Source organism: Flavobacterium sp. UBA7682, from assembly GCF_002482945.1.
Lineage (GTDB): Bacteria > Bacteroidota > Bacteroidia > Flavobacteriales > Flavobacteriaceae > Flavobacterium.
The window spans coordinates 13,311-37,866 of sequence record NZ_DLGY01000013.1 but is presented as its reverse complement, the minus strand read 5'-3'; the positions used below and the strand labels follow the sequence as shown (position 1 = coordinate 37,866).

The following is a 24,556-nucleotide window of genomic DNA, read 5'->3' as shown; positions in this document are numbered from 1 at the left end:
GGTCTCTTTGTCTATTGTCTAAATTTATATATTTGCTATATGCAAAACCTCAACTTTCCTGCTTATTCGTTTCGCTTCAAAAATAGTGAAAATAAAGTGTCCATTTTTGATGATATCAGGAAAAAGTTTATCATCCTCACACCCGAAGAATGGGTTCGCCAGCACACCGTTCAGTTTTTATTACAAGAGAAAAATTATCCGAAATCATACCTCAACGTTGAAAAATTAATCAAAATCAATGATATAAACAAACGCTATGATATAGTTGTTTTTCAGCCTAATGGTGAAATTTTTTTACTAATTGAATGCAAAGCACCAGAGGTTAACATCACTCAAAATACCTTTGATCAAATTGCGCGTTACAACCTCAAACTCAATGCAAAATACTTGATGGTAACCAACGGACTAAATCATTACTTTTGTCAAATGGACTTTGAGAAAGAGCAATATGTTTTTTTGAAAGAGTTGCCTGATTTTAAATAAGAGATGAATAGACCAGAGATGAAAGACAAAAGAATAGCTGTAGTCATATTGAACTGGAATGGAGCCCAATTGCTGGAGCAATTCTTGCCTTCAATAGTAGCTTTTTCTAATGAAGCCAAAATATATGTCGCCGACAATGCTTCAACTGATAATTCAATTGAAGTGATTAAAACACAATTTCCTCAAGTTTCTATCATTCAAAACGAAGATAATTTTGGCTTTGCCAATGGCTATAATGTGGCTTTAGAACAAGTAGAAGAAGACTATTATGCCTTAGTCAATTCAGATATCGAAGTCACTGAAAATTGGCTCGCTCCTATTTTAACTATCTTTGATAATGAACCTAATACCGGCATCATTCAGCCTAAAATTTTAGATTACAAAAACAAAGCATATTTTGAATATGCGGGAGCTGCCGGAGGTTTTGTAGACCAATTTGGTTATCCTTATTGCCGTGGTCGTATTTTTGAAACCATCGAAAAAGACAACGGTCAATACGATGACGAAAGAAACATTTTTTGGGCTAGCGGTGCATGTTTGTTTATTCGAAAAGACATTTACCGAACCTTAAACGGTTTTGACGGTGATTTCTTTGCGCATCAGGAAGAAATTGATTTGTGTTGGCGCGCTTTCAATTTGGGTTTTAAAGCCAAATACACTTCGAAGTCTGTGGTTTATCATGTTGGTGGCGCGACTTTAAACGAAAGCAATCCGAGAAAAACATTCTTGAACTTCAGAAACTCCTTAATGATGTTGACCAAAAATTTACCTCAAAACAAACTGTTTTCCATCATTTTCACCCGGCTTTGTTTGGATGGTTTGGCCGGAATCCAATTTATTTTAAAAGGAAAATTTATTCATTGTTGGGCCATCATCAAAGCACATTTTGAATTTTATCATTTGATAAACAGAAACTTAAAAAAGCGCAGTAAAACAAATTCCGAAAACTACTATCAAACCAAGAGTATTGTTTACAAGTATTTTATCAAGAGCGGCACCGTTTTTGAGAAATGATTTTAACAAGAGTTTATCATTCCCTAAAACTCTTCACATTTAAAATAATCGTATTTTTGTTAAAATTTTAATCAAAACACCTATGAAAAAAGTAATTTTTGCCCTTTCATTAGCTGCCTTAACGTTGACTTCGTGTGGAACTAAGAAAAAAATTGCTGCACTAGAAGCACAAAATAAGGAATGTCAAGACTTATTAAATTCAACAACCGTTAAATTGAACATGTGTCTTTCTGAAAAAGACGCTTTGTCAAAACAAAATGATTATCTGAAACAAAACAACTCAGATTTAATCAATAATTCAAAAGAGTTGACCATGTTGACTTCAAAAGGTGCACAAAACCTAGAGAAATCGCTTGAAAGTTTAAGAGAAAAAGACCTTAAAATTACCCGTTTACAAGACGCATTGACCAGAAAAGACAGCGTTACCTTGGCATTGGTTACCAGCTTGAAAAGTTCGGTAGGTATTTCTGATCCGGATATTGAAGTAAACGTAGAAAAAGGAGTGGTTTTCATTTCTATCGCAGACAAATTATTATTCAAAAGCGGAAGCTATGTAGTAAGCGACAGAGCTAAAGAGGTCTTAGCCAAAGTAGCTAAAGTAATCAATGACAAGCCTACGTTCGAATGTATGGTTGAAGGTCACACCGATAACGTTCCGTTTACAGGAAATGCCGTTTTGCTTGACAACTGGGATTTGAGTGTGAAACGTTCAACCGCTATCATCAGAGTTTTAACTAAAGAATTGGGTGTAAAACCTTCTCAGTTAATTGCTGCCGGTCGTGGAGAATACATTCCGTTGGTAGACAATACTTCGGCTGACAATCGTTCTAAAAACAGAAGAACGCGTATTGTAGTACTTCCTAAAATTGATGAGTTCTATGATATGATTGAGAAAGAAATGAAGAATCAGAAAAAATAGTGTTCCGTATTCAGTGAACAGTGTTCAGATAAAAAAACGTCCCGAGAAATCGAGACGTTTTTTATTTATAGGGTTACTGAAAACTGAGACTGAATACTAAAAGATATCAGGATTACCTTTGCCTTCACGAAGTACAACCGGTTCATATCCTGACAAATCAATTATGGTAGAACCAACGTTATCTCCATAACCACCATCAATAACCATATCTACTCTGTTTTGCCATTTCTCAAAAATCAGTTCCGGATCAGTAGAATATTCTAATACTTCATCATCATCATGAATCGAGGTCGAAACAATTGGATTGCCCAGCATTTTTACAATCTCTAAAGCGATATTATTGTCGGGAACACGAATACCAACAGTTTTCTTTTTTCGAAATTCTCTGGGTAAATCATTATTTCCCGGTAAAATAAAGGTATAAGGTCCGGGAAGTGCTCTTTTAAGGATTTTAAAAGTCGAAGTATCAATCTGCTTTACATAATCTGACAAATTGCTTAAATCACTGCAAACGAAAGAGAAATTGGCTTTCTCCAATTTAATCCCTTTTATTTTGGCAATGCGTTCCAAAGCTTTTGTATTGGTAATATCACAACCCAAACCATAAACGGTATCAGTTGGATAAATCACTAAACCTCCATTGCGCAAAACCTCAACCACTTTTTTGATAGCGGCTTCGTTGGGTTTGTCTTCGTAAATTTTAATGAATTCGGCCATTTTTTTTATGCTTTAAGCCTTAAGCTTTATGCTATAGGCATTAAATTATTTACACTAATTGCTTATGGCTTATTGCCTAAAGCTTAATGCTATCCAATCACATCTAGTTTCGCAAACCGCAGCAACAACTTCTTAATGCCGCCCACTTCAAACTTGATTTCCGCTTTTCTGTCGGCACCAATACCTTCTAAGTTTACAATTTCACCTTTACCAAAACGTTCGTGCATTACTTTGTTGCCAATGGTCAATTTGCTGTCGAATAAATTGGGATTGCTTGGTGCATTGCTTGATACAGGTTTCAATTTACGAATATTTACCGAAGAAGAAGTTTCTTCTCCATAAGTTTTTGGTGGCGTTCCGGTTACCGGTTTTGCCAAACGCAATTTCGATTTATCTATATCGCCAAAAATATCCAAATCAATCGTTGGTTTATAACGATAACCGCCGGTATCCATCGGATTGATGTATTCTATATACTCATCTTTGATTTCTTCAATAAAACGCGAAGGTTCGGCATCGGTCAGTTTTCCCCAACGGTAACGCGATTGGGCATAAGTCAGATACGCTTGATGTTCGGCACGCGTTAACGCTACATAAAACAAACGGCGTTCTTCTTCGAGTTCGCTACGCGTATTCATACTCATCGCACTCGGAAATAAATCCTCTTCCATGCCTACGACAAATACATACGGAAACTCCAAACCTTTTGCCAAGTGAATCGTCATCAAAGCTACTCGGTCGTCATCGCCGGTGTCATTGTCTAAATCAGTAGCCAAAGCTACATCTTCTAAAAATTCAGATAAAGCACCACGAGCGCCGTCAATTTCTCTTTGACCTTCGATAAAATCTTTGATACCGCCCATTAAAGTTTCGATGTTTTCGATACGAGCAATACCTTCGGGCGTGGCGTCTTTTTTGAGTTCTTGCACCAAACCGGTTTTTTTGGCCACATGTTCGGTCAACACAAAAGCGTCTTGCTGTTCGTTAATCACTTGAAAACTTTTAATCATCGTGACAAAGTCCTCAATTTTTTGTTTGGTTCCTGAATTGAGTTTTAAATCAATTTTATCAATGTGTTCCATCACTTCAAATATGGAACGTTTGTAATGATTGGCAGCTACAGTCAGTTTTTCTACAGTCGTATCACCAATACCTCTTGCCGGATAATTGATGACGCGTACCAAAGCTTCTTCGTCTTTCGGATTGATAACCAATCGCAAATAACACAAGACGTCTTTGATTTCTTTTCTTTGGTAGAAAGACAAACCGCCATAAATTCGGTACGGAATATCGCGCTTGCGCAACGCATCTTCCATCGCGCGAGATTGAGCATTGGTACGATACAAAATAGCAAACTGTCCGTTCATCATTTGGTTGCGCATTTTTTGCTCAAAGATTTCTCCGGCAACAAAACGGCCTTCTTCTCCGTCGGTAATGCTTCTATGGACTTTTATTTTGGGACCAAAATCGTTCGCTGTCCAAACGATTTTATCCAACTTGGTTTTATTCTTATCGATAATCGAATTGGCGGCTTCTACTATGTTCTTGGTCGAACGATAATTTTGCTCCAAACGATAGGTTTGCACGTTCTCATAATCCTTTTGGAAGTTCAGAATGTTATTGATATTGGCACCACGAAAGGCATAAATACTTTGCGCATCATCGCCAACGACGCAAATATTTTGGAATCTATCTGATAAAGCACGAACAATTAAGTACTGTGAATGGTTGGTGTCTTGGTACTCATCTACTAAAATGTAACGGAATCTATCTTGGTATTTGGCCAAAACATCCGGAAAACGATTTAACAATTCATTCGTTTTTAACAATAAATCATCAAAATCCATCGCGCCGCTTTTGAAACAACGCTCTACATATTGTTGATAAATCTCACCCATGCGTGGCTTTTTGCTCATGGCATCGGCTTCCATCAATTCGGGATTGTTGAAATACGCTTTTACAGTTATCAGCGAATTTTTATAGGAAGAAATTCTACTGTAAACTTGTTTGGGTTTGTAGATGTCTTTGTCCAGTTGGTTTTCCTTGATAATCGCCGAAATCAATCGAACACTATCTTGTGTATCATAAATCGTAAAGTTCGACGGATAACCTAACTTCTCCGCTTCTATTCGCAAAATCTTAGCAAATACGGAGTGGAATGTTCCCATCCAAAGATTCTTAGCTTCATTGGTTCCCACAATATCCGAAATACGCTTTTTCATTTCGCGTGCGGCTTTGTTGGTAAACGTTAATGCCAAAATATTAAACGCATCGACACCCAAACTCATCAGATACGAAATACGAACGGTCAACACACGCGTTTTTCCAGAACCGGCGCCGGCAATGATAATCATTGGGCCATCCTTTTGGAAAACCGGAGCTTGTTGGGCTTCGTTGAGTTGGGAAATGTATTGTTGCATTTTAAGAAACTAAGTTGCTAAGGTTCTGAGGCACTAAGGTAAAAAATTGTAATGGACAAATTTAGCGTTACTAAACCTGAATTGCAATAGAGATTTAAGGGTATTTCTATTATATTTGTCAACAATTTTTAGTCGATATAACTTATGAATGCAGATAAAATTTTAGAATTGATGATGTACGCCATTCCATCCCTAATTACGGGCGGTGTGGCTTATTATTTATTTAACAGTTATTTCAAAGACCAACAGCATACGCGTCGTTGGTTAGCCCAAAAAGAGAATCAGAAACAAGCTTTGCCTTTGCGTTTGCAAGCTTATGAGCGAATGGCTTTGTTTTTAGAACGCATCAATCCGGCGAAGTTGTTGATTAGAGTTGCGCCGATGAATGATGATAAAGCCGCTTATCAAAATTTGTTGATACACCATATCGAACAAGAATTTGAGCACAATTTAACCCAACAAATTTACATTACCGATGAATGTTGGACCATGGTCATGACCGCCAAAAATACCATCATTCAAAACATCAGAAAAACAACCGCTGATACTTCGGTTACAGATGCAGACAAATTAAGAGAAAAAATACTGAGTAACTTGCTTCAAGATGAAGTCGCTACCAATGTAGCCTTGGCGTTTCTGAAAAGTGAAGTCAGTCAAGTTTTAGGATAACAAAAAAAGCCTTCTCAATTGAGAAGGCTTTTTTTATAGACTAATATTTTTCATTAGTTATCTCTTATTACGTGGGCAACCCCGGTTATAGTGTGTGTTACACCTGCGACTTGACTATCTTGATAGGTTCCGCTAAAAGTCAAATCAATATATTGACCAATAGGGCCTGCCTGATTGAGATTGAATTGAACGGTGTTTGTAGTACCAGAACCAATGTACCCAACGCCATTTCCTTCTATTGAAAACTGAGCTGTTGTATACACACCTGGAATATCGGTATTCCCCCAAATGTATAAACTTCCGTTACCATTGGAAGCGTTAAGATATAAACCATTAGGATTTGTGATATTGCCTTCAGATCCACCGTTTACTTGCTGGATTAAAAAAACCGAAGTACCACCATCAATTTGATAAGAAATAAATTCATCCACTGCGGTACAAGCCTGAAGATTACCAATGTTAGTGATTGGCGCCGTAAAATTATAAGCAATAGAATCTGTTACTTGCAAGTTATCCATATCAAATCCTTTCAAGGTAAATTGTGTATTACTTGGACAATAAATTTCATTGAAACTAAAAGCGCCATTGGTCACCGGCGATACTGAATATCCTCCTGCTCTGCTTAATATTACATAACCATTAGTTACATTGGTATTATTACATTTCAATAAATTACCTACTACCGTTGAACTCAAATTAGTAGGCGAATTGTTAATAACAATATTCGGTAAAGTAGTATTGGCAGTAAATGGACCGATGGAAGTGGTGTAAATAATATTACTAGAATTACAACTGAAATAATCCGGATAAACATTTAAAACTAAAGTTTGATTCGCAGGAATTAATCCTGAAACTTGACCATCAATATCTGTATAACCCATTACCGGCCATGTATTGCCATTGGCAATTAATCCAACGCCAACATTTGAAATTCCGTTGCCATTGCCATCAACTACAGTGAGTGTTAAAGTAACTGTTGGAAATTGGGCATCACAATTCCACCAAGAGAAATGAGATACTTCGCCGACGTATTTGTTGCCGACTTTTGTGGCTTCACCGTCTTGTTTCCAATAACCTTTTGTTTCATCAAAATGCCATAACGGAATGGTATTCGGCGCAGTTGCAATTTGACTGTCATCGATTCGTAAAGTAATTTCAGCCGTGTGACCTTCTTTAATGTTTAATTTTTGTCCGGCACTGCCACGCAATTCTACATTAATCATTCCAAAAGTTTCTAAAATGGCTTGCTCATTGGTTTCGGTTTGTGCGTATAACATACCCGGCATCAACTTACTGATGTTTTCATCAGAGGGTGTTAAATGAAACATCGATACGCTAACCGGACCATTGTAATCTGCACCGTTTTCGTCTTGAAAAGCACCATCAAATACCACTTTGGTTCCCGAATATATAGACACTTCGCTAGTCTGTCCTGATTGGATAGTTTCGAGAGGCGCAAAGGGCAACAACATAATTTTCACATTGTTTTTACCGCTTGTAGGAACCATAGAACGTGAACCGTCAAGGTAGCCGGTTTTTTTAGCGGTGATGTAAGCAAAACGCTGATAGACCTCAGCACCATTGATTATGAAAACACCGTTAACATCGGTCTGTGTCGTTGAAGAACCAATTTTGATGGTTACGCCTTGTATTGGATTATTATCACTATCGACTACTTGACCTATAAAATCACGATTGACTGAATTGCCAAAGTTTTGAGTGAAAGTCTCATCATTCGGACTTGAATTGTTGTTATCGTCGTTAGACTCACAACTTGAAAACACCACTAACAAAAGTAGTAAACACAGTAGGGAATGGATTTTTTTCATAAAGGATAGGTTTTGTTTACAATGAAGATATAAAAAATCTAGTTTGGTTGCGTCAGAAAAATAAGGAAATAAAAAAATCCTGATTTTCATCAGGATTCATTATACTATTTAAATTTAGAAACACCATCTTTAAGCCAAGCCAGATATTCGTTGATATTTGGAGTATAACTAATCGGATTGTTTAAGTTTTGTTCTTCTAAATCGATTAAAACATAGAGCGGCTGCGTGTTGGTTTTATATTTAGTTATCATAAAATCAGTCCATTTGTCACCAACAGTTACAATTTCTGAACCGGTTGATTTAGAGATGAACTGCTCATTTTTAGGCAAATCGATATTTTCATCTACATACAAAGAAATTAACACTACGTCATTTTTCAAAATATTCAACACCTTTTCGTCTGACCAGACATTGATTTCCATCTTACGACAATTGACGCAAGCATGACCTGTAAAATCAATCATGACAGGTTTATTGACTTCTTTGGCGTAGGCCAACCCTTTTTCATAATCGGTAAAGGTAATTATGTCGTGTTCTCCTAATTTGGCGCCATCGGGTAAAGTTTCTTTTGAGGTTGATGTGTTACCAAAAAATCCTCGCGGACTTTCGCTATACGTTTGTGGTGGCGGAAAAGCACTAATTAATTTTAACGGTGCGCCAAACAATCCCGGAATCATATAAACGGTAAATGCTAAAACCAATAACCCTAAAGACAATCTTCCTACCGAAATGTGTGATAACGGACTGTCATGTGGCGTGGTAATTTTACCTAACAAATACAAAGCCCAAACGCCAAATACGGCAATCCAAATGGCCAAGAAAACTTCTCTTTCTAATAAATGCAATTGTAATACTAAATCCGCATTGGATAAAAATTTAAAGGCTAAAGCCAATTCTAAAAAACCTAGTGAAACTTTAACGGTATTCAACCAACCACCTGATTTTGGCAATGAATTTAACCAACTCGGGAACATCGCAAACAACATAAACGGCAAGGCTAATGCCGACGAAAAACCAAGCATTCCGACAATTGGCGCAATGCCACCTTTGGTCGCTGATTCTACCAATAGCGTTCCAACAATTGGTCCGGTACAAGAAAAGGAAACGATAGCTAAGGCCAAAGCCATGAATAATATCCCGATAATACCACCTCTATCAGCTTGTTTATCCACCTTATTGGCCCAAGAATTCGGCAACATGATTTCAAAAGCACCTAAAAATGACACTGCAAAAACCACTAACAATAAAAAGAAAAACAAGTTAAACCAAGGATTCGTAGATAATGCATTCAAAGCATCGGCACCAAAAATAGCCGTTATCGCTAATCCTAAAACCACATAAATGGCGATAATGGAAAGTCCATATAAAATGGCGTTGCGTTTGCCTTGCCCGGGATTTTTACTTTGCTTGGTAAAAAAGCTCACCGTCATTGGAATCATTGGAAAAACACATGGTGTTAATAAAGCCGCAAATCCGCCTAAAAAGGCCAAGAAAAAAATCGTCAACAAACCTCTATCTTCTTCTTTTTTTGGTTCAGCCACTTTTGCCACAGCAGTTGGTTTATCGGCTTCTTTTACTGCTTGAACTGTATCATCTTTTATAGTGTCAACTGTAACAACCACTTTCGGATTGGTTATGGAAATCTTTGGTAATGGAAATGTAAAAGTATTATCCTGATTGATACAAACCTCTTTACACACTTGGTAATCAATCGTGGCTCTTATAGTCTTCAGATTCGGATTGGTTATCTTTACTTTTTGGGTAAAAGTTACGTTCTTTTCAAAATAATATTCGTCAACTTCAAAAACATCGTTGTATTGCTTTTTATAGGGACTTTCTTTGACTTTGCCCACCAACTCATAGTTTCCTTTAACTTCTTTGAATTTGAATTCGGCCGCTAATGGTCCGTTTTCAGGCGTAAATTGAGAATAAACATGCCAGTTGTCTTCGATTTTCCCTTCCATCACCAAATTGAATTCGGTATCGCTGATTTTTTCGACTTTAGTCGTCCACTTTACCGGATTAACGATTTGGGCATTTATATTGGCGAAAGCCAAAAAACTGAAAAGAAAAAATAGTGCTTTCTTCATTAGTTGGTGTAATTGATTTTTAAAATTTTAGTTGTTGTTGCTGTTACCTTGAACCGTTCATCTTGTCTTTTCCCTACTATCCAAACAATTTTATCATCGGAACAGAGTAGCCAAACATTGCTTTTTTCCAATAAAGAGAACTTTTCATCTTTGAAATACTTGCTCAATTTCTTTTTCCCGGTCATCCCAAAAGGTTGAAAAAAATCACCTTCTTGCCAACGGCGAATGGTCAAAGGAAACTGCAACAAATCTTCATCGACAAAGATAGTATTAGTTGATTGAAGTGAAATGTCACTTACGTTACAAAAGTCAAGTTTTAAGGGAATTTTAACTTCGGATTGTTCTTTCTGCACCCAAAACACTTCATCACTTACAATATTTTGTTTTGGAAATAACAATAAGGAATCTCTGTTTTTCAATAGTATATGGGTTTCAGACAAGACTTGCTTTCCCGATTGCGCATTGATTAGATCATAAACCGAAATCCAATCGGCAAAGCCAAAAGGTTGAAGCCAATCGAACAAATAGGCTTTATAATTTCGGTATTTGAGCAACTTGGGTAAGTCGATAACCGTATGGTGTTCTTCTTCAGTGACTACTTTTTGATACAAATTTTTAGCCGCATCTTGAGCCAAAGATTGACTTTGTTTCAAATGACTAATCGTATTTTCAAAAGACGACAGCAAACTCGGGTTCAGTTCTTTCAGTATCGGAATCACGTCGTGACGCAATTTGTTTCGCAAATATTTATCCGAAGCGTTACTGCTGTCTTCACGCCAAGTGATTTGATTTTCTTTGGCGAAAGCTTCAATTTCCTTTCTGGAAAAGGCTAATAACGGTCGAACAATCTTATCATTTTGCTCAGGAATGCCGGTCAAACCGTCTAAACCTGAACCACGCGTAAAGTTGATTAAAAAGGTTTCCAAACTGTCATCGAGATGATGTGCCGTTAAGACGTAATCAAAATTATGTTTTGCCAAAAGCGTATAAAACCACTCATAACGAAGGTTTCGTGCGACAACTTGAATGGAAAGTTTATTTTGTTCGGCAAAAGCCTTGGTGTCGAATCTTTGAATGAATATTGGAATTTGGCATCTCGACTGCGCTCGATGTGACAATATTGAGATTTGATTTTTGACGAAGTCCTCGTCTTCATCGCTTTCGCTTTCGCGCAATTGAAAATTACAATGCGCAACGGCAAAATCTAATTTTAATTGGTAACACAAATTCAACAAAACCATGCTGTCAACACCGCCGCTCGTAGCCAATAGCAACTTTTTCCCTTTTAAAAAAGAAAGATTTTCATTGATGTGATTTTGGAATTGCTCAAACATATTTTAAGTCAAAAGGGATTAGGGAAAAGGGATAAGTTATTCCTCTAGCTTTTTAATTAACGAATTTAACATTTTTTCGACTTCAATTGATAGCTCTTTAATTTCTTCTAAATCATCAGCTTTTATAAAATCTAAATTAACTGCAATTTCCAACTGAGTTTGATTTTCAAATAATGAACCTCGGGCAATTTGTAAAAATCTCGAATAATCTTTTCTATAATTCCTTCCATAACCTTCCGCAATATTAGAAGGAATCGAAATAGCACTTCTTTTTATTTGAGAGGTCAATCCGTATTTTTCATTTTCAGGTAACTGAAGAACTAATTTATAAATCAGCGTTACCAAACTCATTGATTTTTGCCAAACGATCAAATCTCTATAACTTGTCATATCTCTACATTTAAAACTTTTAACTTATCCCTTTTCGCTAATCCCTAATATTTCAACACTTCGAACATGGCTTTCGCTTTCAACAAACACTCTTCATATTCTAACTCAGGAATAGCTTGTGACGTAATAGCGCTTCCAACAGAAAAAGACAAATACTCGTTTTGGGTATTGTATAAAATACTTCGAATGACAACATTGAAATCGAAATCATTGTTTGGTGTAAAATAACCAACGGCGCCGCTGTACAAACCTCGTTTGGTATCTTCCAAATCTTCAATGATTTTCATAGCGGAAATTTTGGGTGCGCCGGTCATGCTTCCCATAGGGAAAGTTGTTCGCAGAATTTCTACAGGCGAAATCGAATCCTCCACGGTCGAAACTACTGTTGAAATCATTTGATGGACTTGCTCAAAAGAATAAATCCCGCAAAGTTCTTCTACTTCAACAGAACCTTTAGTAGCCGTATGCGACAAATCGTTTCGGACTAAATCGACAATCATGATATTTTCCGATCGTTCCTTTGGATTTTCGGCTAAATCGGTTTTTGCTTTTTGGTCTGAAACTTCGTCGGTATAACGCTTGGCCGTACCTTTTATCGGCTGGGAAATAACTTTGTTTCTTTCTTTTCTCAAATAGCGTTCAGGCGAAGCGCAAAGCAAATACTGATGGTTGTTTTTAAAATAAGCAGCAAATGGCGGTTTTGAAATGCTGTTGAGTTTTTGGTAAATTTCTAAAGGGTTAATTTTGGCTTTTTCTGCATAAAACTCTATGCAAAAATTCGCTTCATAAATATCCCCGCGGTGAATGTGGTTGAGCATTTCGGTGACTTTGGCAAGGTAGTTTTCTTTGGAAATTCTGTGTTTCAAACTAATTTCTGAACACTCAGCACTGAACACTGAACACTTGTTTATTTCTTCTAAATCAGAATCTATTTCATCATCACACATTCGCAAATAATGAATCTCCAATTGATCTCCTTTGAGCAAAAATAATTTCTTAGGTTGGAAGAAAAACAAATCGGGAAAATCTAAACCGTCAAAATTGTTAGATTCTAAGACTTCAGTATCATTTTTCAGGTCATAAGACAAATAGCCGAAAAGCCAATCTTTGGTTTGTTGTTGGTACTGTTTTAAATCTTCAAAAGCATTGTGATAGTCTGTTTTTATGGATGTAAAAGCATCAAGAGCTACAACACAGTCATAACTAGAATACTTTTGTTGATAGGCATTGGAATCCAAAAAAACTACTTGACTGAATTGTTGCGACCAAGCCAATAATTGGTTTTTGAAAGTATCGGTTTGGACAATTTTTTTAGAAATAATGGTTCTCAAGGAGTGCTTTTTAAAGAAATCAAAATTACAACAAAAAATAATGTTTCGTTTATAAAAACCGGCAATCTGAGTAACTTCAAAAAACCGTGGCAAAACTAACGCAATATAACTGATAATGAAATAAGTAGCTTTCGTAAAAATCTTTACTTTTTTTGTTTAACTTTGATAGAACAATCAATTAAATTCAATCATCATGAAAATCGCTACCATTATTATTCGAATCCTTATTGGATTATTTTTACTGTTTGCCTCAATTAGTTTCTTCCTGAAATTAGCTCCCGAAACAGAAGCCACCGGAAATTTCAAAGCATTTAATACCGGTTTAGTGGCTTCTACCTATTTAATCCCTTTGGCCAAAGCGGTTGAATTGTTATGTGGCATTTCGTATGTTATAGGTCGGTATGTTACTTTAGCCAATATTGTTATTTTACCGGTAACCTTGAATATTTTACTAATCAATTATTTTATGTCACCGGAAACTTTATGGATTGCGGCCTTACTTTTCTTAGGCAATCTATTTTTAATTTATCGCTATTGGAACAATTACAAATCAGTTTTCACACCATAAAAAAACGTCCCGATTATCGGGACGTTTTTGTTATTTATCAATGGAGCCTAAGACGCGTTTCATAAAATCATTGAGGGCTTCTTTTTTGTCTTTGCCGTCTTTGACCATTTTATGCACTTCAAGCGCACCATACATATTGGAGATTAATTCGCCAATCACATCCAATTCTTCATCTTTCAACGAAGGAACTTCGGTTAAGGCTTCTAATACTTCAATAGTTTCTATCAAATAATCTTGGTCATTGTCCTCAATAAATTGAGTCAAATGTTTGATAACAGGTAGTTTCATTTTTTTTAGATTGTTAGATTATTAGACATCTTAGATTATTAGACATCTTAGATGGTCAACCTCTAAATTGTCTAAGTCAGTCTAAAATCTATTATACAATTTCGGTTACTAATTCGGCTAAAACTTCCGCTTTATTGGTTTGTGTTTGGTTCACCAATTTACCATTTACGAAAGTGGCAAAGGTTGGCAAGTTAGACACATTAGCTAATTTTCTAGATTCAGGAGAATTCTCTGCATCGACCAAAACAAAAGTCATTCCTTCATTTTGTGAAGCCAATAGTTTGAATTTTGGTTTCATGATACGACAGTTCCCACACCAAGAAGCCGAATATTGAACCACTACTTTCTCATTGGTGTCGACCAAATTTTGCAAAGTATCTTCGTTTAATTCGATTAACATGGCTTATTAGTTTTGTGCTAAATAAGCAGCAGTGCTTAATCTATCAGCGTTCATTGCTTCTTTACCTTCTTCCCAGTTGGCCGGACAAACTTCACCTTTAGTTTGTACGTGCGTGTAAGCATCGATCAATCTCAAATACTCATTTACGTTTCTTCCTAATGGCATATCGTTTACACTTTCGTGGAAAATTTTACCGGTTTCATCAATCAAATAAGTCGCTCTGAAAGTCACGTTGGACCCTTCTAAAATTTCGTCATTCAATTCTGCATCATAAACCCATTCTGCATCTAAAATATCCAACGCAGCCGATAAATTTCTGGTTGTATCAGCAATTAAAGGATAAGTTACACCTTCAATTCCACCGTTGTTTTTTGGCGTATTCAACCAAGCGAAGTGCACTTCATTGGTATCACAAGAAGCACCGATTACGATAGTGTTTCTGCTCTCAAAATCACTCAAAGCATTTTGAAAAGCGTGTAATTCTGTTGGACAAACGAAAGTAAAATCTTTTGGGTACCAAAATAAAAGTACTTTCTTGTTGTTTTTTGTAGCTTCTTCAAGCACATTGATTCTTAAATTGTCTCCCATGTGAGAGATGGCATCTACTGTAATACTTGGGAATTTTTTTCCTACTAATGACATAATGTGTATGGTTTAAATGTTATTTTTTCGTGGTGCAAAAGTACTTCGTTAATTGGTTTAAAAAAAGCACCTTCTAATTGTATTTTCCTATTGGATTATAGTTTTTGACTTTGCCCAAATCCTAATCAAACTTATTTAAAAAATAAGATTAAAAACATGATTTTTGTTATCTTATCTTATATTTGTTTTTTTGTTAACATAACCAACCAGAAAACCATGTTATTATCCAATCTGTTCCGAAAAAAATCAACTTCTGTAATTCTTAAAGAAGGTGGTGACGGAGAGCATTCCGGCTTAAATAGAGTACTCACTGTAAAAGATTTAACGTTCTTCGGAATAGCAGCCATTATTGGTGGCGGAACATTTAGCGCTATCGGTAATGCTTGTTTTTCAGGCGGTCCCGGCGTGGTTTTTCTTTACATTATTTGTGCCATCGCTTGTGGTTTTACTGCCATGTGTTATGCCGAATTTGCTTCTCGCGTTCCGGTTTCGGGTAGTGCTTATACTTATGCTTATGTTTCCTTTGGGGAATTATTTGCTTGGATAATCGGTTGGGCTTTGATTATGGAATATTCCATCGGTAACATCTATATCGCGTTTTCTTGGAGTGGTTATTTTACCAATTTACTCGAAAGTTTTCACCTTCATTTACCAGAATGGTTAACCATCAACTACAAATCGGCACACGCTGCTTTTGAGGCTAGCAAAACCGGAGAAGGATTGAATGCTTGGAACAATGCACCAATTATTGGCGGATTGAGAATCATCTTTGATTTACCGGCTGTTCTGATTAATGTCTTAATTACTTATTTGGTTTACAAAGGCACTAAAGAATCCAGAAACTTTAGTAACATAATGGTTTACATCAAATTAGCGATTATTGTTTTAGTGATTATTGTTGGAGCTACCTATGTTGATATAGACAATTGGACACCATTTATGCCGAATGGTTTTGGCGGTGTAATGGCCGGCGTTTCTGCTGTTTTCTTTGCCTATATAGGATTTGATGCGGTGTCTACTTTAGCGGAAGAAAGCAAAAACCCACAACGCGATTTGCCTCGAGGTATGATTTATTCGTTAGTGATTTGTACTATTGTCTATATTATTTTAGCTTTAGTTTTAACCGGAATGGTGAAATACGACTTACTTGGCGTAAGCGATCCATTGGCTGAAATCTTTGCTTTAAAAGGGGTAAAATGGATGTTGTTCATAGTGTCTATTGCAGCTGTCGTAGCGATGACCAGTGTATTACTGGTATTCCAAATGGGACAACCGCGTATTTGGATGACGATGAGTCGTGACGGATTAATGCCAAAGAAATTTGCAGAAATTCATCCCAAACATAAAACACCCGGATTTGCTACTATAGTAACCGGATTAGTCGTTGGAATTCCGATATTCTTCACGGATGAAAACTTTGTATTAGATTTTACCAGTATCGGAACTTTATTCGCTTTCGTCTTAGTTTGTGGTGGTGTACTGATGTTGTCTCCGCAAAGCGAAGCCGAATTAGCAGAACGTGCGACTAAAGGCAAATTCCGAATTCCGTATATCAATTCTAAGTACCTATTTCCATTAATCTGTTTGGGTGCTTTTGGAGCGGTTCAATACTTCTTGCCTACTTTCTTCCCAAGTACTTTTAGTTATTCTGACAACTTTTTTGCTAAAAATGCCCCAATGGTTGTCTTTGTAATATTGTGTGTCGTTATGGCGGTATTGGCATTCCTTAAAAATTTGTCTCTAATTCCGTTACTCGGACTTATCTCTTGTTGTTATTTACTAACAGGAATGGCAGTTTCTAACTGGCAATGGTTTGGGATTTGGTTGCTTATCGGACTGGTCTTTTATTTTATTTATGGGTATAAGAATAGTAAGTTGAATAAGAAAGCGTAAGTAAAAAGAGATAAGGAAACTGAATTATTTAACCTCTTGTCGTCAGTGTTCTTCTTTTAAAGCCTTCAACAACATTTCATGTTCGAGTTGAAGTGTAGCCTGTTTGATTTTGTGTTGCAGAATAAGAAGCTGACTGCTATTTTCTAATTGCTTAATCGCTTTAGCTTCCATGACTTTGAGTAAGTCATTGTTCTTATGGTCATTATTGGATAAATAGGAAACCAAAAGCAACTTCCTTACACTTTTTTCCTGTTTTTGTTCCAAAATAACTGTTTGTCTGGCAGCAAGCAATTGTTGGAATTCGTTTTCCTGCAACTGGCGTTGTATTGACGCTTTCATTAATGAGTCTTGTTTGGTTATATGAAGCATTTGATTTTGGGACTTGGCTGAAGGCGTTTTGACATAAGTCAGTATTTCCGTCAGTAGCAACTTGCTTGATAGCGGCAAATCTCTTTTTCCTGATTCATACATAGACCATTGACTGCGACTGATATTTAATAACATAGCCATGTCATTGTGGGTAACGCCTAGTATCTTACTGATGCCTGATTTTTTTTTCATCATTGCAATTTTGTGTGACCATTTTTACCTACACAAAAATTTTGCCACAGTTTTTGTGACCATTTGATTTAATTTTGATTTTCTGTCACAGATTTGTGACTATTTTACTTTAAATAAAAAATTTGCCACAACCCTTAACATCTTCCTGTGAGTAAAAAAACCATGAAGACAGCGTAAAATTAGCTATTAGTGGGGATTGTTTTATGCTGAGAGATTTGGTTAATTTGGTTAAAATTGAGAATATAAGTTCGCAAGAGTAAATTATTATTTGTATTCATATGTAGCATTGTTAGAAACTCCAATTCTTAAAATTGTAAAAGCTCAATGTCCCGCAAGCAATTCCAAACCACAAAACTTATCCCTTTTCCCTTTTAACTTATCCCTCTTTTTTTGTTACTTTTATCAACACTATAACATTCAAACTTTTTACAATGTATAAAAAACTCTCTTTTTTACTCGTTGCCCTAACTTTCAATATTACCAACGCTCAAGAAACAGCAAAAACAGATAAAGAAACACCCAAATGGGATGTTGCCAAACCCGGTGACAGTTTTAACTATAAAACCCAAAACTTCACTACTTCCGAAGGCACTTGGATGAACTTAGATGTCAGCCCTGACGGAACGACTATTGTTTTCGATATGCTAGGTGATATTTATAGCCTACCAATTTCAGGTGGCAAAGCCAAAGTGTTGCGCTCCGGAATTCCTTTCGAAATCCAACCGCGTTTTAGTCCGGACGGAAAAAAAATTGCTTTTACCAGCGATGCCGGTGGCGGCGATAACCTTTGGGTGATGAATGCCGATGGTACCAATGCCCAACAGGTTTCTAAAGAAGATTTCCGATTAATGAGCAATCCGGCTTGGATGCCTGACGGGAATTATATTGTGGGCAGAAAGAATTTTACTTCACAACGCTCTGCCGGTGCCGGAGAAATGTGGCAATACCATATCAGTGGCGGAAGCGGCGTACAATTGACCAAACGCAAAAATGACCAACAAGACGTAAACGAACCCAATATTTCAAGAGATGGAAAATACATGTACTTTAGTGAAGACATGTATCCCGGCGGTTTTTTCCAATACAACAAAGATCCGCACAATGAAATCTATGTCATCAAACGTTACGAATTTGAAACCGGAAAACTCGAAACCATCACCGGCGGACCGGGTGGCGCAGCTCGTCCGCAAGTGTCTCCTGACGGAAAAAAATTGGCTTATATCAAAAGAGTCGGAACGAGTACGGTTTTATATTTACACGATTTAGAAACAGGTGAAGAATGGCCGGTTTTTGACAAACTCGACAAAGACCAACAAACCGCTTGGGCATTGTTTGGGGTTTATCCTAACTTTAACTGGTTACCAAATAATGAAGATATCGTGATTTGGTTTGGCGGAAAAATCAATAAAATCAACACCAAAACATCAACCGCTACTAATATTCCGTTTACAGCAGATGTAGCTATTGACGTGGCAGACCGCGTGCATTTCAATACGCTGATTTCAGACAATGATTTTACCGTAAAAATGATACGCGATGCGGTAACTTCGCCTGATGGAAAGACCCTAGCCTTTAGAGCTTTGGGGTACATTTGGACAAAAGCATTACCCAACGGAACGCCAAAACGATTAACCAACGGCGCCGACTTTGAAGCCGAACCAACTTTCACTGCAGACAGCAAAAATGTTATTTATGTGACTTGGAATGATACCGAATTGGGTAGCATTCGAAAAGTAGGTTTAGATGGGAAAAATTCGGTGAAGTTAAGCTCGGAGAAAGGCATTTTCAGAACACCTTCCCTATCGCCTGACGGAAAAACTATTGTTTACAGAAAAGAAGCGGGCAACCTCGACCAAGGAATGGCTTTTTCTAAAAAAGCGGGAATTTATACCATTAGCGTCACAGGTGGAACAACTAAATTTATTACCGAAAACGGTCAGTATCCTTTATTTACGAAAGATGGAAATCGTATTTTTTACCAAACCGGCGGTGTATTTTTTGGTAGTTTGACCAAAGAATTGAAAAGCGTGGATTTGACCGGAAATGACGAAAGAACACACATCAAATCAAAATATGCTAATCGTTTGGTTCCGAGTCCGGATAACCAATGGATTGCTTTTATGCATTTGCACAAAGCCTATGTGGCACCTTTAAACATGAACGGTCAGGAAATTGATTTGGACAATAAATCCACTGTTGTTCCTGTTTCAGAATTGACGAAAGATGCGGGAATCAATTTGCATTGGGCCACCAACAGTCAAAAAATAATGTGGACCTTAGGCGACAGTTATTTTGTAAACGAATTAAAAGACCGATTTACTTTCTTGCCTGGTTCGCCTGAAAAAGTGGAGAAACCAACGGATAACGCAATCAAAATTGGTTTAACTTCTAAAGTAGACAAACCAAAAGGTAAAATTGCCTTAACCAATGCTCGAATCATTACGATGGAGGGCGATAAAGTAATTGAAAAAGGTACGATAATCATTAACCAAAACCGTATAGAATCCGTAGGAAATGCTAATGACGTTTCCGTTCCTGCCGATGCTCGTGTATATGACTTAAGCGGAAAAACCTTAATGCCCGGAATGGTCGATGCACACGCACACGTTGGCGCTTTCAGATACGGATTGACAACCCAACAAAACTGGCAGTTTTATGCTAATTTGGCTTTTGGTGTAACGACTTCGCATGATCCATCATCGAATACAGAGTCGATATTTACACTTTCAGAAATGGTAAAAAGTGGTGCGATGGTTGGTCCTCGAATTTACTCCACCGGTTTTATCCTTTATGGTGCTGATGGCGATTTTAAAGCCTTAGTCAATAATCTTGATGATGCTCGTTCGTCTATCAAACGCACGAAAGCTTTTGGCGCGTTATCGGTGAAAAGTTATAACCAACCGCGTCGTGACCAACGCCAACAAGTGTTGCAAGCGGCTCGTGAAGAAGGGATAAACGTAGTTCCTGAAGGCGGTTCTAATTTCTTCCACAACATGACGATGGTGATTGACGGACATACCGGCGTGGAGCACAATATTCCGGTAACACCGGTCTATAAAGATGTTTTGGAACTTTGGGGCAAAAGTAGTGTTGGTTATACGCCTACGCTGATTGTCAATTATGGCGGATTGAATGCTGAATATTATTGGTACCAAAAAACCAATGTGTATGAAAACAAAAAACTATTGCAATTTACGCCAAGAAGTATCATTGATTCACGCTCTCGTTTCCGCACGATGGCGCCGGATGAAGAATATGAAAACGACCATATCCTAACTTCAAAAACAGCTAAAAAACTAGCGGATAGCGGTGTAAAAGTAAATATGGGCGCTCACGGACAATTACAAGGTTTAGGCGCACATTGGGAATTGTGGAGCATTAACCAAGGTGGCATGAGCAATCTGGAAACTTTGAAAACCGCTACCATCAATGCGGCCAATTATATCGGTGCCGGAAAAGACATTGGTTCCATTGAAAAAGGTAAATTGGCGGATATTCTAGTCTTAGACAAAAATCCTTTAGACGATATTCAAAACTCGGCTACACTACGTTATACCATTGCTAACGGCAGAATGTACAATTCAGAAACGATGAACGAAGAAGGCAACGAACCCAAAACCCGCAAAGCGTTCTATTGGGAAAACAACAAATACAACGCCGCTTTCCCTTGGCACGAAGAAACTGAAAGTTTTATGGAACACCATTGTTGTGATGCAATTCATAATTAAGGTAAATGTTTGATTTGTGTTTGTAATAGTTTACAGTCGCAGTTCGCAGAAAAATAGCTCCGAGGAAACTTGGCGCTTTTTATTATTTTTCCTACTATAGTTTTTTTCTATTAAAACCAACAAATCTATATCTTTTATTGTATATTTGTTTTTAATTTAAAAAATACTCGTATATGAAAAAGAGACCATTTGATGTTGTAACAGAAATTGCGTTACAATCATTAAAAAAATCATCAGAAAACTTTAAATTTAATTTTACTCAACAAGATCAAATATTAGTTTGGATAATTGGATTTTCAATTGTGGGCACAACGTTACTAATATCTAATATTTTAAACGTCAATCAATTATTCAATTGCTATATTATCAAATCTGTTTTAATATTGCTTTGTTCTTCAATTATCTTTGGGATTATCTATCGAATTTTTGCATTGCTTTTTTTAACTAAGTATCAACAGACGTTATTTTATTTAGAAGGAGCTTTTACAAAAGACGAAATGATGAGATTGGAGATTAATGAATTAGATTCAACAATGAATATACATCAAATTAATCAAAAAATTGAAAACGATTTTGGTCATAGTTATTCAGATATAATTGAACTTCATAAAGATGCAGTTAACGAAGAACAAAAAGAATACTATTTAAATTATTTAAAAGCAGAATATATAAACCTCGCCAAACGGGCAAAAATTGAATATGAATATTCGATAGATTACATTAAAGGTGTTTACAAGAAAGCTTTTGGCTTGAAACAAAAAACTATTGATAAAATGTTTTTAAACAACAACAATAGTTTTTATCTAAAACTGTATAGAATAATTTCAATTTGTTCATTTCTTATTAGTATTGGAACTTTTATAACTGTATTAATTATTCTTGTAGCAAATTATTAAAGATAGCTACTGACAAAAAAAGTTTACACTAACTAATAGAAAATAATATTAAAAAATGAATACTGCCAACTGAGACTACTTTAAAATCTCTTCAAAACTCGGTTTGAAATAATTCGGACCTTTCATCACTTTGCCGTCTTCACGATAAATTGGTTTACCGTCTTCTCCTAATTTGCTCATATTACTGCGTTGGATTTCGTCAAAGACCTCTTCTATTTTGTGTTGCAGGCCGTGTTCTAAAATGGTTCCGCACAAAATGTAAAGCATATCGCCTAAAGCATCCGCAATTTCAGTTAAATCATTATTTTGAACCGCTTCGAGGTATTCTTCGTTTTCTTCTTTCATCAAATTGAAGCGCAACATGTTCTTTTGTTCGCCCAAATGGCCTTTCATTTCGTGGCTTACACCCAATCCGAAGGCGGTATGAAATTCTTTTACTGCGTTGATTTGTTTTTGCATTTTTAACTAAATTAATTGATACTGCAAGTTATAACATTACAATACATTTGAGTATTTTTGTTGAAAATTTTAAATAAATGTTCACAACTGGTCAATGGATTTTCGCCGCTCTGTTTTTTGTTGCTTTTGTAATCGCTGCTTTTTATGCTTATGGTAAAGACAAAGCCTTACACAGCAAGGTCTATAAAGGAAGTTATAAAATCCTCATCGCATTTTTACTTTTTATCGCTATGTTGTTTGTGATAAAAATGTTTATGAAACATTAAGCAATTTTTCCTTTAAAAAGATTCACACTAACCGTTGCCAAATCAGAATTCGGGAATCGGGTAAATACTTTATCATCCGAAAACAATCCGGCTTCAGCTGCAATTTTGTGCAAAACGTCAATCTCTACAATATATTGATCTGAAAAACCATGTGTCGCATCGTAAGCCGTTGCGGCAGTTCTTCCGATATTTTCTGCAGTCAATTCAGGCGGAATCGTATGTAATTCGATTATTAGTAAACCAAACTTATGCACAAACGGCGACCATTTTAATAAGTGTTCCAATAAATTATCTTCGACATCATTATTACTGATTCTTTTTCCTCGATGGGCAAACGCTCCGGTTGATGTGCTAACTCGGTTAGGTGTTTTGCTTTTTGGCTCTTCCCAAATGCGGTTATGATCGAGAAAAGTTCTCACGTTGAGCAATTCTTTTAAATCGATGTTGTAATCTTCTGTTAAAGTATCGGCTAATAATTGTGGGCGACCAATATCGCCCCAAATCACTTTGGCCCAAATATCGGCTTTGATTAAATTGGCACGAGTGACTTTCAAAGCGGCTTCATTATAATCGACACCAACCAAAAACAGCGGATGGTCATCGAGCATTTTGCCTCTTTTCGTTTGGCGTTCAATCACATCAAAAATATGTTCCAAAAAAGCGCCGTTGCCACAACCCATATCAAGAATGCCTTGAGGTTGCTCAGCTATCGGTCGATTGAATAATTCGATGATGATTTCGTCTACAATTTTGAAATATTCCGCATGTGCGCCGCCACTTCCCCAAACATTCATTTCCCGATCGACATGCAACTCAGCTTCGTGTTCGCCTACATTTCGCAAAATCGAAGCGTTGCCAAAAAGCAATTCCTCCATTTTGCGCAACGTCGGAATATAAGAAACCGTTACACCATAAGCTGCGGCTCTTTTGGCATAAAACAAACCGGTTTCAGTGAATTGGTAGTGATCGCCTTTTTTGATAAACCAATCCAAATGCGCTAGAAAATCTAAAATTACCGCAAAACATTCCGGCTTTTTGTGAAACTCTTCCGGACGGAAAGAGGTTTCCATGAAATACTTATGAAACATTCCGGTCATGCCAAGCATTACGATGGTCGGCCCAACCAAATTCCCTTCAATATGATATAAAACTTGCTCTTGAATGGAACGCACTTTTTCATCTTCTGACAATTTTATGCCAAAGTTCGTCTTGTATTTTTGGAACAAATCATTGAGCATTTCAAACGGTTCTACTTCAAATTTTCGCGGATGAAAATGTTCTGTAAATTGCAGTAACTCGAAAACACCTTCATAATTGGAAACCAATAAAAAAGCCAGTTCGCTATTATCGTTTACACTAAAAATGATTTCACTATTTTGATTGTCAAAACTTTGACTTAACCAACCTTGTGAAACCAATACGCGAAGTGCAACATTCAAATAACCATCATTGGCGTTGAATTTTTGTACCAACTCTTCCAATAAAACTTTTTGCTCCTGCAAAATATAATCCAGTACTCCTTTTTTATAAAGTGAATAGGCAACCGGAACTGTTGTAATACCGTCTAAATGCCTGAATAAAATGCCTCGAAGTTCGCTTTTGGTTTTCATAAATGATGCTTTGATTACTAACAAATATACTCAATCTGTAAATATCAAA

22 protein-coding genes are annotated in these 24,556 nt (G+C 36.7%); 9 read left to right on the top strand and 13 right to left on the bottom strand.

From position 1 onward, the window contains the following. Nucleotides 1-39 precede the first annotated feature (39 nt). The 3 genes from B3C16_RS02990 (at nt 40) to B3C16_RS02980 (ending at nt 2,416) form a co-directional block, all read left to right on the top strand. Nucleotides 40-483, top strand: a complete 444-nt coding sequence (locus tag B3C16_RS02990) for a type I restriction enzyme HsdR N-terminal domain-containing protein (RefSeq protein WP_121313497.1) — start codon at nt 40-42, stop codon at nt 481-483. A gap of 3 nt (nt 484-486) precedes the next feature. Further along, the gene (locus B3C16_RS02985; RefSeq protein WP_291128584.1) at nt 487-1,497 is read left to right on the top strand and encodes a glycosyltransferase family 2 protein; all 1,011 of its coding nucleotides are present in this window, start codon (nt 487-489) and stop codon (nt 1,495-1,497) included. Nucleotides 1,498-1,579: 82 nt separating this feature from the next. Next, the gene (locus tag B3C16_RS02980) at nt 1,580-2,416 is read left to right on the top strand and encodes an OmpA/MotB family protein (protein ID WP_121313495.1); all 837 of its coding nucleotides are present in this window, start codon (nt 1,580-1,582) and stop codon (nt 2,414-2,416) included. Between the two features lie 96 nt (nt 2,417-2,512). Here B3C16_RS02980 and B3C16_RS02975 read toward each other — a convergent pair whose 3' ends face one another. Together B3C16_RS02975 and B3C16_RS02970 are read right to left on the bottom strand one after the other, a co-directional pair. Further along, nucleotides 2,513-3,133, bottom strand: coding sequence for an L-threonylcarbamoyladenylate synthase (locus tag B3C16_RS02975; protein WP_121313494.1), 621 nt, complete (start codon nt 3,131-3,133; stop codon nt 2,513-2,515). A gap of 89 nt (nt 3,134-3,222) precedes the next feature. Continuing rightward, entirely contained in the window at nt 3,223-5,553 is a 2,331-nt protein-coding gene (locus B3C16_RS02970) for an ATP-dependent helicase (RefSeq protein WP_291128580.1), read from the bottom strand. A 144-nt stretch (nt 5,554-5,697) separates the two neighbouring features. On the opposite strand from B3C16_RS02970, the gene B3C16_RS02965 reads away from it, so the two are divergent. Further along, nucleotides 5,698-6,222: a hypothetical protein gene (locus B3C16_RS02965; protein WP_121313492.1), complete on the top strand. Its 525-nt coding sequence runs from the start codon at nt 5,698-5,700 to the stop codon at nt 6,220-6,222. A 53-nt stretch (nt 6,223-6,275) separates the two neighbouring features. Here the strand turns inward: B3C16_RS02965 and B3C16_RS02960 are convergent, their stop codons facing one another. The 5 genes from B3C16_RS02960 to B3C16_RS02940 all read right to left on the bottom strand — a co-directional run bounded on the left by B3C16_RS02960 (nt 6,276) and on the right by B3C16_RS02940 (nt 13,196). Further along, nucleotides 6,276-8,051 carry an Ig-like domain-containing protein gene (locus B3C16_RS02960; protein WP_291128579.1) on the bottom strand — a complete coding sequence of 592 codons (1,776 nt, stop codon included), beginning with the start codon at nt 8,049-8,051 and terminating at the stop codon, nt 6,276-6,278. 104 nt (nt 8,052-8,155) lie between these two features. Beyond that, nucleotides 8,156-10,141, bottom strand: a complete 1,986-nt coding sequence (locus tag B3C16_RS02955; protein WP_291128577.1) for a protein-disulfide reductase DsbD family protein — start codon at nt 10,139-10,141, stop codon at nt 8,156-8,158. After that, nucleotides 10,141-11,475 carry a tRNA lysidine(34) synthetase TilS gene (tilS, locus tag B3C16_RS02950; RefSeq protein ID WP_291128575.1) on the bottom strand — a complete coding sequence of 445 codons (1,335 nt, stop codon included), beginning with the start codon at nt 11,473-11,475 and terminating at the stop codon, nt 10,141-10,143. Before tilS ends, B3C16_RS02955 begins: the two co-directional genes overlap by 1 nt. 36 nt (nt 11,476-11,511) lie before the next feature. After that, a complete protein-coding gene (locus tag B3C16_RS02945; protein WP_291128573.1) occupies nt 11,512-11,865 on the bottom strand; it encodes a four helix bundle protein in 354 nt (117 codons plus the stop codon). Between the two features lie 44 nt (nt 11,866-11,909). Next, nucleotides 11,910-13,196 (bottom strand): anthranilate synthase component I family protein, encoded by a 1,287-nt coding sequence (locus B3C16_RS02940; RefSeq protein ID WP_291128571.1) that lies wholly within the window; start codon nt 13,194-13,196, stop codon nt 11,910-11,912. 193 nt (nt 13,197-13,389) lie between these two features. Between B3C16_RS02940 and B3C16_RS02935 the strand changes: the two genes are divergently transcribed. Then, the gene (locus B3C16_RS02935; protein WP_121313486.1) at nt 13,390-13,764 is read left to right on the top strand and encodes a DoxX family protein; all 375 of its coding nucleotides are present in this window, start codon (nt 13,390-13,392) and stop codon (nt 13,762-13,764) included. Nucleotides 13,765-13,794: 30 nt separating this feature from the next. On the opposite strand, the gene B3C16_RS02930 is transcribed toward B3C16_RS02935, so the two are convergent. The 3 genes from B3C16_RS02930 to B3C16_RS02920 form a co-directional block, all read right to left on the bottom strand. Continuing rightward, nucleotides 13,795-14,052, bottom strand: coding sequence for a DUF6952 family protein (locus tag B3C16_RS02930; protein WP_121313485.1), 258 nt, complete (start codon nt 14,050-14,052; stop codon nt 13,795-13,797). A 91-nt stretch (nt 14,053-14,143) separates the two neighbouring features. Beyond that, nucleotides 14,144-14,452, bottom strand: a complete 309-nt coding sequence (locus B3C16_RS02925; protein WP_121313484.1) for a thioredoxin family protein — start codon at nt 14,450-14,452, stop codon at nt 14,144-14,146. A gap of 6 nt (nt 14,453-14,458) precedes the next feature. After that, entirely contained in the window at nt 14,459-15,094 is a 636-nt protein-coding gene (locus B3C16_RS02920) for a peroxiredoxin (RefSeq protein ID WP_121313483.1), read from the bottom strand. 216 nt (nt 15,095-15,310) lie between these two features. Here B3C16_RS02920 and B3C16_RS02915 point away from each other — a divergent pair, with 216 nt between their 5' ends. Continuing rightward, nucleotides 15,311-16,987: an amino acid permease gene (locus B3C16_RS02915; RefSeq protein ID WP_121315030.1), complete on the top strand. Its 1,677-nt coding sequence runs from the start codon at nt 15,311-15,313 to the stop codon at nt 16,985-16,987. Between the two features lie 42 nt (nt 16,988-17,029). Here B3C16_RS02915 and B3C16_RS02910 read toward each other — a convergent pair whose 3' ends face one another. Continuing rightward, nucleotides 17,030-17,548, bottom strand: a complete 519-nt coding sequence (locus B3C16_RS02910; RefSeq protein ID WP_291128567.1) for a helix-turn-helix domain-containing protein — start codon at nt 17,546-17,548, stop codon at nt 17,030-17,032. Nucleotides 17,549-17,979: 431 nt separating this feature from the next. On the opposite strand from B3C16_RS02910, the gene B3C16_RS02905 reads away from it, so the two are divergent. Then, the gene (locus tag B3C16_RS02905) at nt 17,980-21,276 is read left to right on the top strand and encodes an amidohydrolase family protein (protein ID WP_291128565.1); all 3,297 of its coding nucleotides are present in this window, start codon (nt 17,980-17,982) and stop codon (nt 21,274-21,276) included. Between the two features lie 173 nt (nt 21,277-21,449). Beyond that, nucleotides 21,450-22,172: a hypothetical protein gene (locus B3C16_RS02900; RefSeq protein WP_291128563.1), complete on the top strand. Its 723-nt coding sequence runs from the start codon at nt 21,450-21,452 to the stop codon at nt 22,170-22,172. Nucleotides 22,173-22,247: 75 nt separating this feature from the next. Here the strand turns inward: B3C16_RS02900 and B3C16_RS02895 are convergent, their stop codons facing one another. Continuing rightward, nucleotides 22,248-22,631, bottom strand: coding sequence for a nucleoside triphosphate pyrophosphohydrolase family protein (locus B3C16_RS02895; protein ID WP_291128561.1), 384 nt, complete (start codon nt 22,629-22,631; stop codon nt 22,248-22,250). Between the two features lie 77 nt (nt 22,632-22,708). On the opposite strand from B3C16_RS02895, the gene B3C16_RS02890 reads away from it, so the two are divergent. Next, a complete protein-coding gene (locus B3C16_RS02890; protein ID WP_121313480.1) occupies nt 22,709-22,897 on the top strand; it encodes a hypothetical protein in 189 nt (62 codons plus the stop codon). Here the strand turns inward: B3C16_RS02890 and B3C16_RS02885 are convergent. Beyond that, nucleotides 22,894-24,507 carry a class I SAM-dependent methyltransferase gene (locus tag B3C16_RS02885; protein ID WP_291128559.1) on the bottom strand — a complete coding sequence of 538 codons (1,614 nt, stop codon included), beginning with the start codon at nt 24,505-24,507 and terminating at the stop codon, nt 22,894-22,896. The two genes, B3C16_RS02890 and B3C16_RS02885, sit on opposite strands and share 4 nt — an antisense overlap. Nucleotides 24,508-24,556 lie beyond the last annotated feature (49 nt).

What these genes read in the sequence shown, in the direction of transcription:
- B3C16_RS02990 (WP_121313497.1), top strand. Translation starts at nt 40, where the DNA reads ATGCAAAACCTCAACTTTCCTGCTTATTCGTTTCGCTTCAAAAATAGT.
- B3C16_RS02975 (WP_121313494.1), bottom strand. Translation starts at nt 3,133, where the DNA reads ATGGCCGAATTCATTAAAATTTACGAAGACAAACCCAACGAAGCCGCT.
- B3C16_RS02885 (WP_291128559.1), bottom strand. Translation starts at nt 24,507, where the DNA reads ATGAAAACCAAAAGCGAACTTCGAGGCATTTTATTCAGGCATTTAGAC.
- B3C16_RS02935 (WP_121313486.1), top strand. Translation starts at nt 13,390, where the DNA reads ATGAAAATCGCTACCATTATTATTCGAATCCTTATTGGATTATTTTTA.
- B3C16_RS02920 (WP_121313483.1), bottom strand. Translation starts at nt 15,094, where the DNA reads ATGTCATTAGTAGGAAAAAAATTCCCAAGTATTACAGTAGATGCCATC.
- B3C16_RS02960 (WP_291128579.1), bottom strand. Translation starts at nt 8,051, where the DNA reads ATGAAAAAAATCCATTCCCTACTGTGTTTACTACTTTTGTTAGTGGTG.
- B3C16_RS02900 (WP_291128563.1), top strand. Translation starts at nt 21,450, where the DNA reads ATGAAAAAGAGACCATTTGATGTTGTAACAGAAATTGCGTTACAATCA.
- B3C16_RS02925 (WP_121313484.1), bottom strand. Translation starts at nt 14,452, where the DNA reads ATGTTAATCGAATTAAACGAAGATACTTTGCAAAATTTGGTCGACACC.
- B3C16_RS02915 (WP_121315030.1), top strand. Translation starts at nt 15,311, where the DNA reads ATGTTATTATCCAATCTGTTCCGAAAAAAATCAACTTCTGTAATTCTT.
- B3C16_RS02930 (WP_121313485.1), bottom strand. Translation starts at nt 14,052, where the DNA reads ATGAAACTACCTGTTATCAAACATTTGACTCAATTTATTGAGGACAAT.
- B3C16_RS02945 (WP_291128573.1), bottom strand. Translation starts at nt 11,865, where the DNA reads ATGACAAGTTATAGAGATTTGATCGTTTGGCAAAAATCAATGAGTTTG.
- B3C16_RS02965 (WP_121313492.1), top strand. Translation starts at nt 5,698, where the DNA reads ATGAATGCAGATAAAATTTTAGAATTGATGATGTACGCCATTCCATCC.
- B3C16_RS02890 (WP_121313480.1), top strand. Translation starts at nt 22,709, where the DNA reads ATGTTCACAACTGGTCAATGGATTTTCGCCGCTCTGTTTTTTGTTGCT.
- B3C16_RS02985 (WP_291128584.1), top strand. Translation starts at nt 487, where the DNA reads ATGAATAGACCAGAGATGAAAGACAAAAGAATAGCTGTAGTCATATTG.
- B3C16_RS02910 (WP_291128567.1), bottom strand. Translation starts at nt 17,548, where the DNA reads ATGAAAAAAAAATCAGGCATCAGTAAGATACTAGGCGTTACCCACAAT.
- B3C16_RS02905 (WP_291128565.1), top strand. Translation starts at nt 17,980, where the DNA reads ATGTATAAAAAACTCTCTTTTTTACTCGTTGCCCTAACTTTCAATATT.
- tilS (WP_291128575.1), bottom strand. Translation starts at nt 11,475, where the DNA reads ATGTTTGAGCAATTCCAAAATCACATCAATGAAAATCTTTCTTTTTTA.
- B3C16_RS02955 (WP_291128577.1), bottom strand. Translation starts at nt 10,141, where the DNA reads ATGAAGAAAGCACTATTTTTTCTTTTCAGTTTTTTGGCTTTCGCCAAT.
- B3C16_RS02980 (WP_121313495.1), top strand. Translation starts at nt 1,580, where the DNA reads ATGAAAAAAGTAATTTTTGCCCTTTCATTAGCTGCCTTAACGTTGACT.
- B3C16_RS02895 (WP_291128561.1), bottom strand. Translation starts at nt 22,631, where the DNA reads ATGCAAAAACAAATCAACGCAGTAAAAGAATTTCATACCGCCTTCGGA.
- B3C16_RS02970 (WP_291128580.1), bottom strand. Translation starts at nt 5,553, where the DNA reads ATGCAACAATACATTTCCCAACTCAACGAAGCCCAACAAGCTCCGGTT.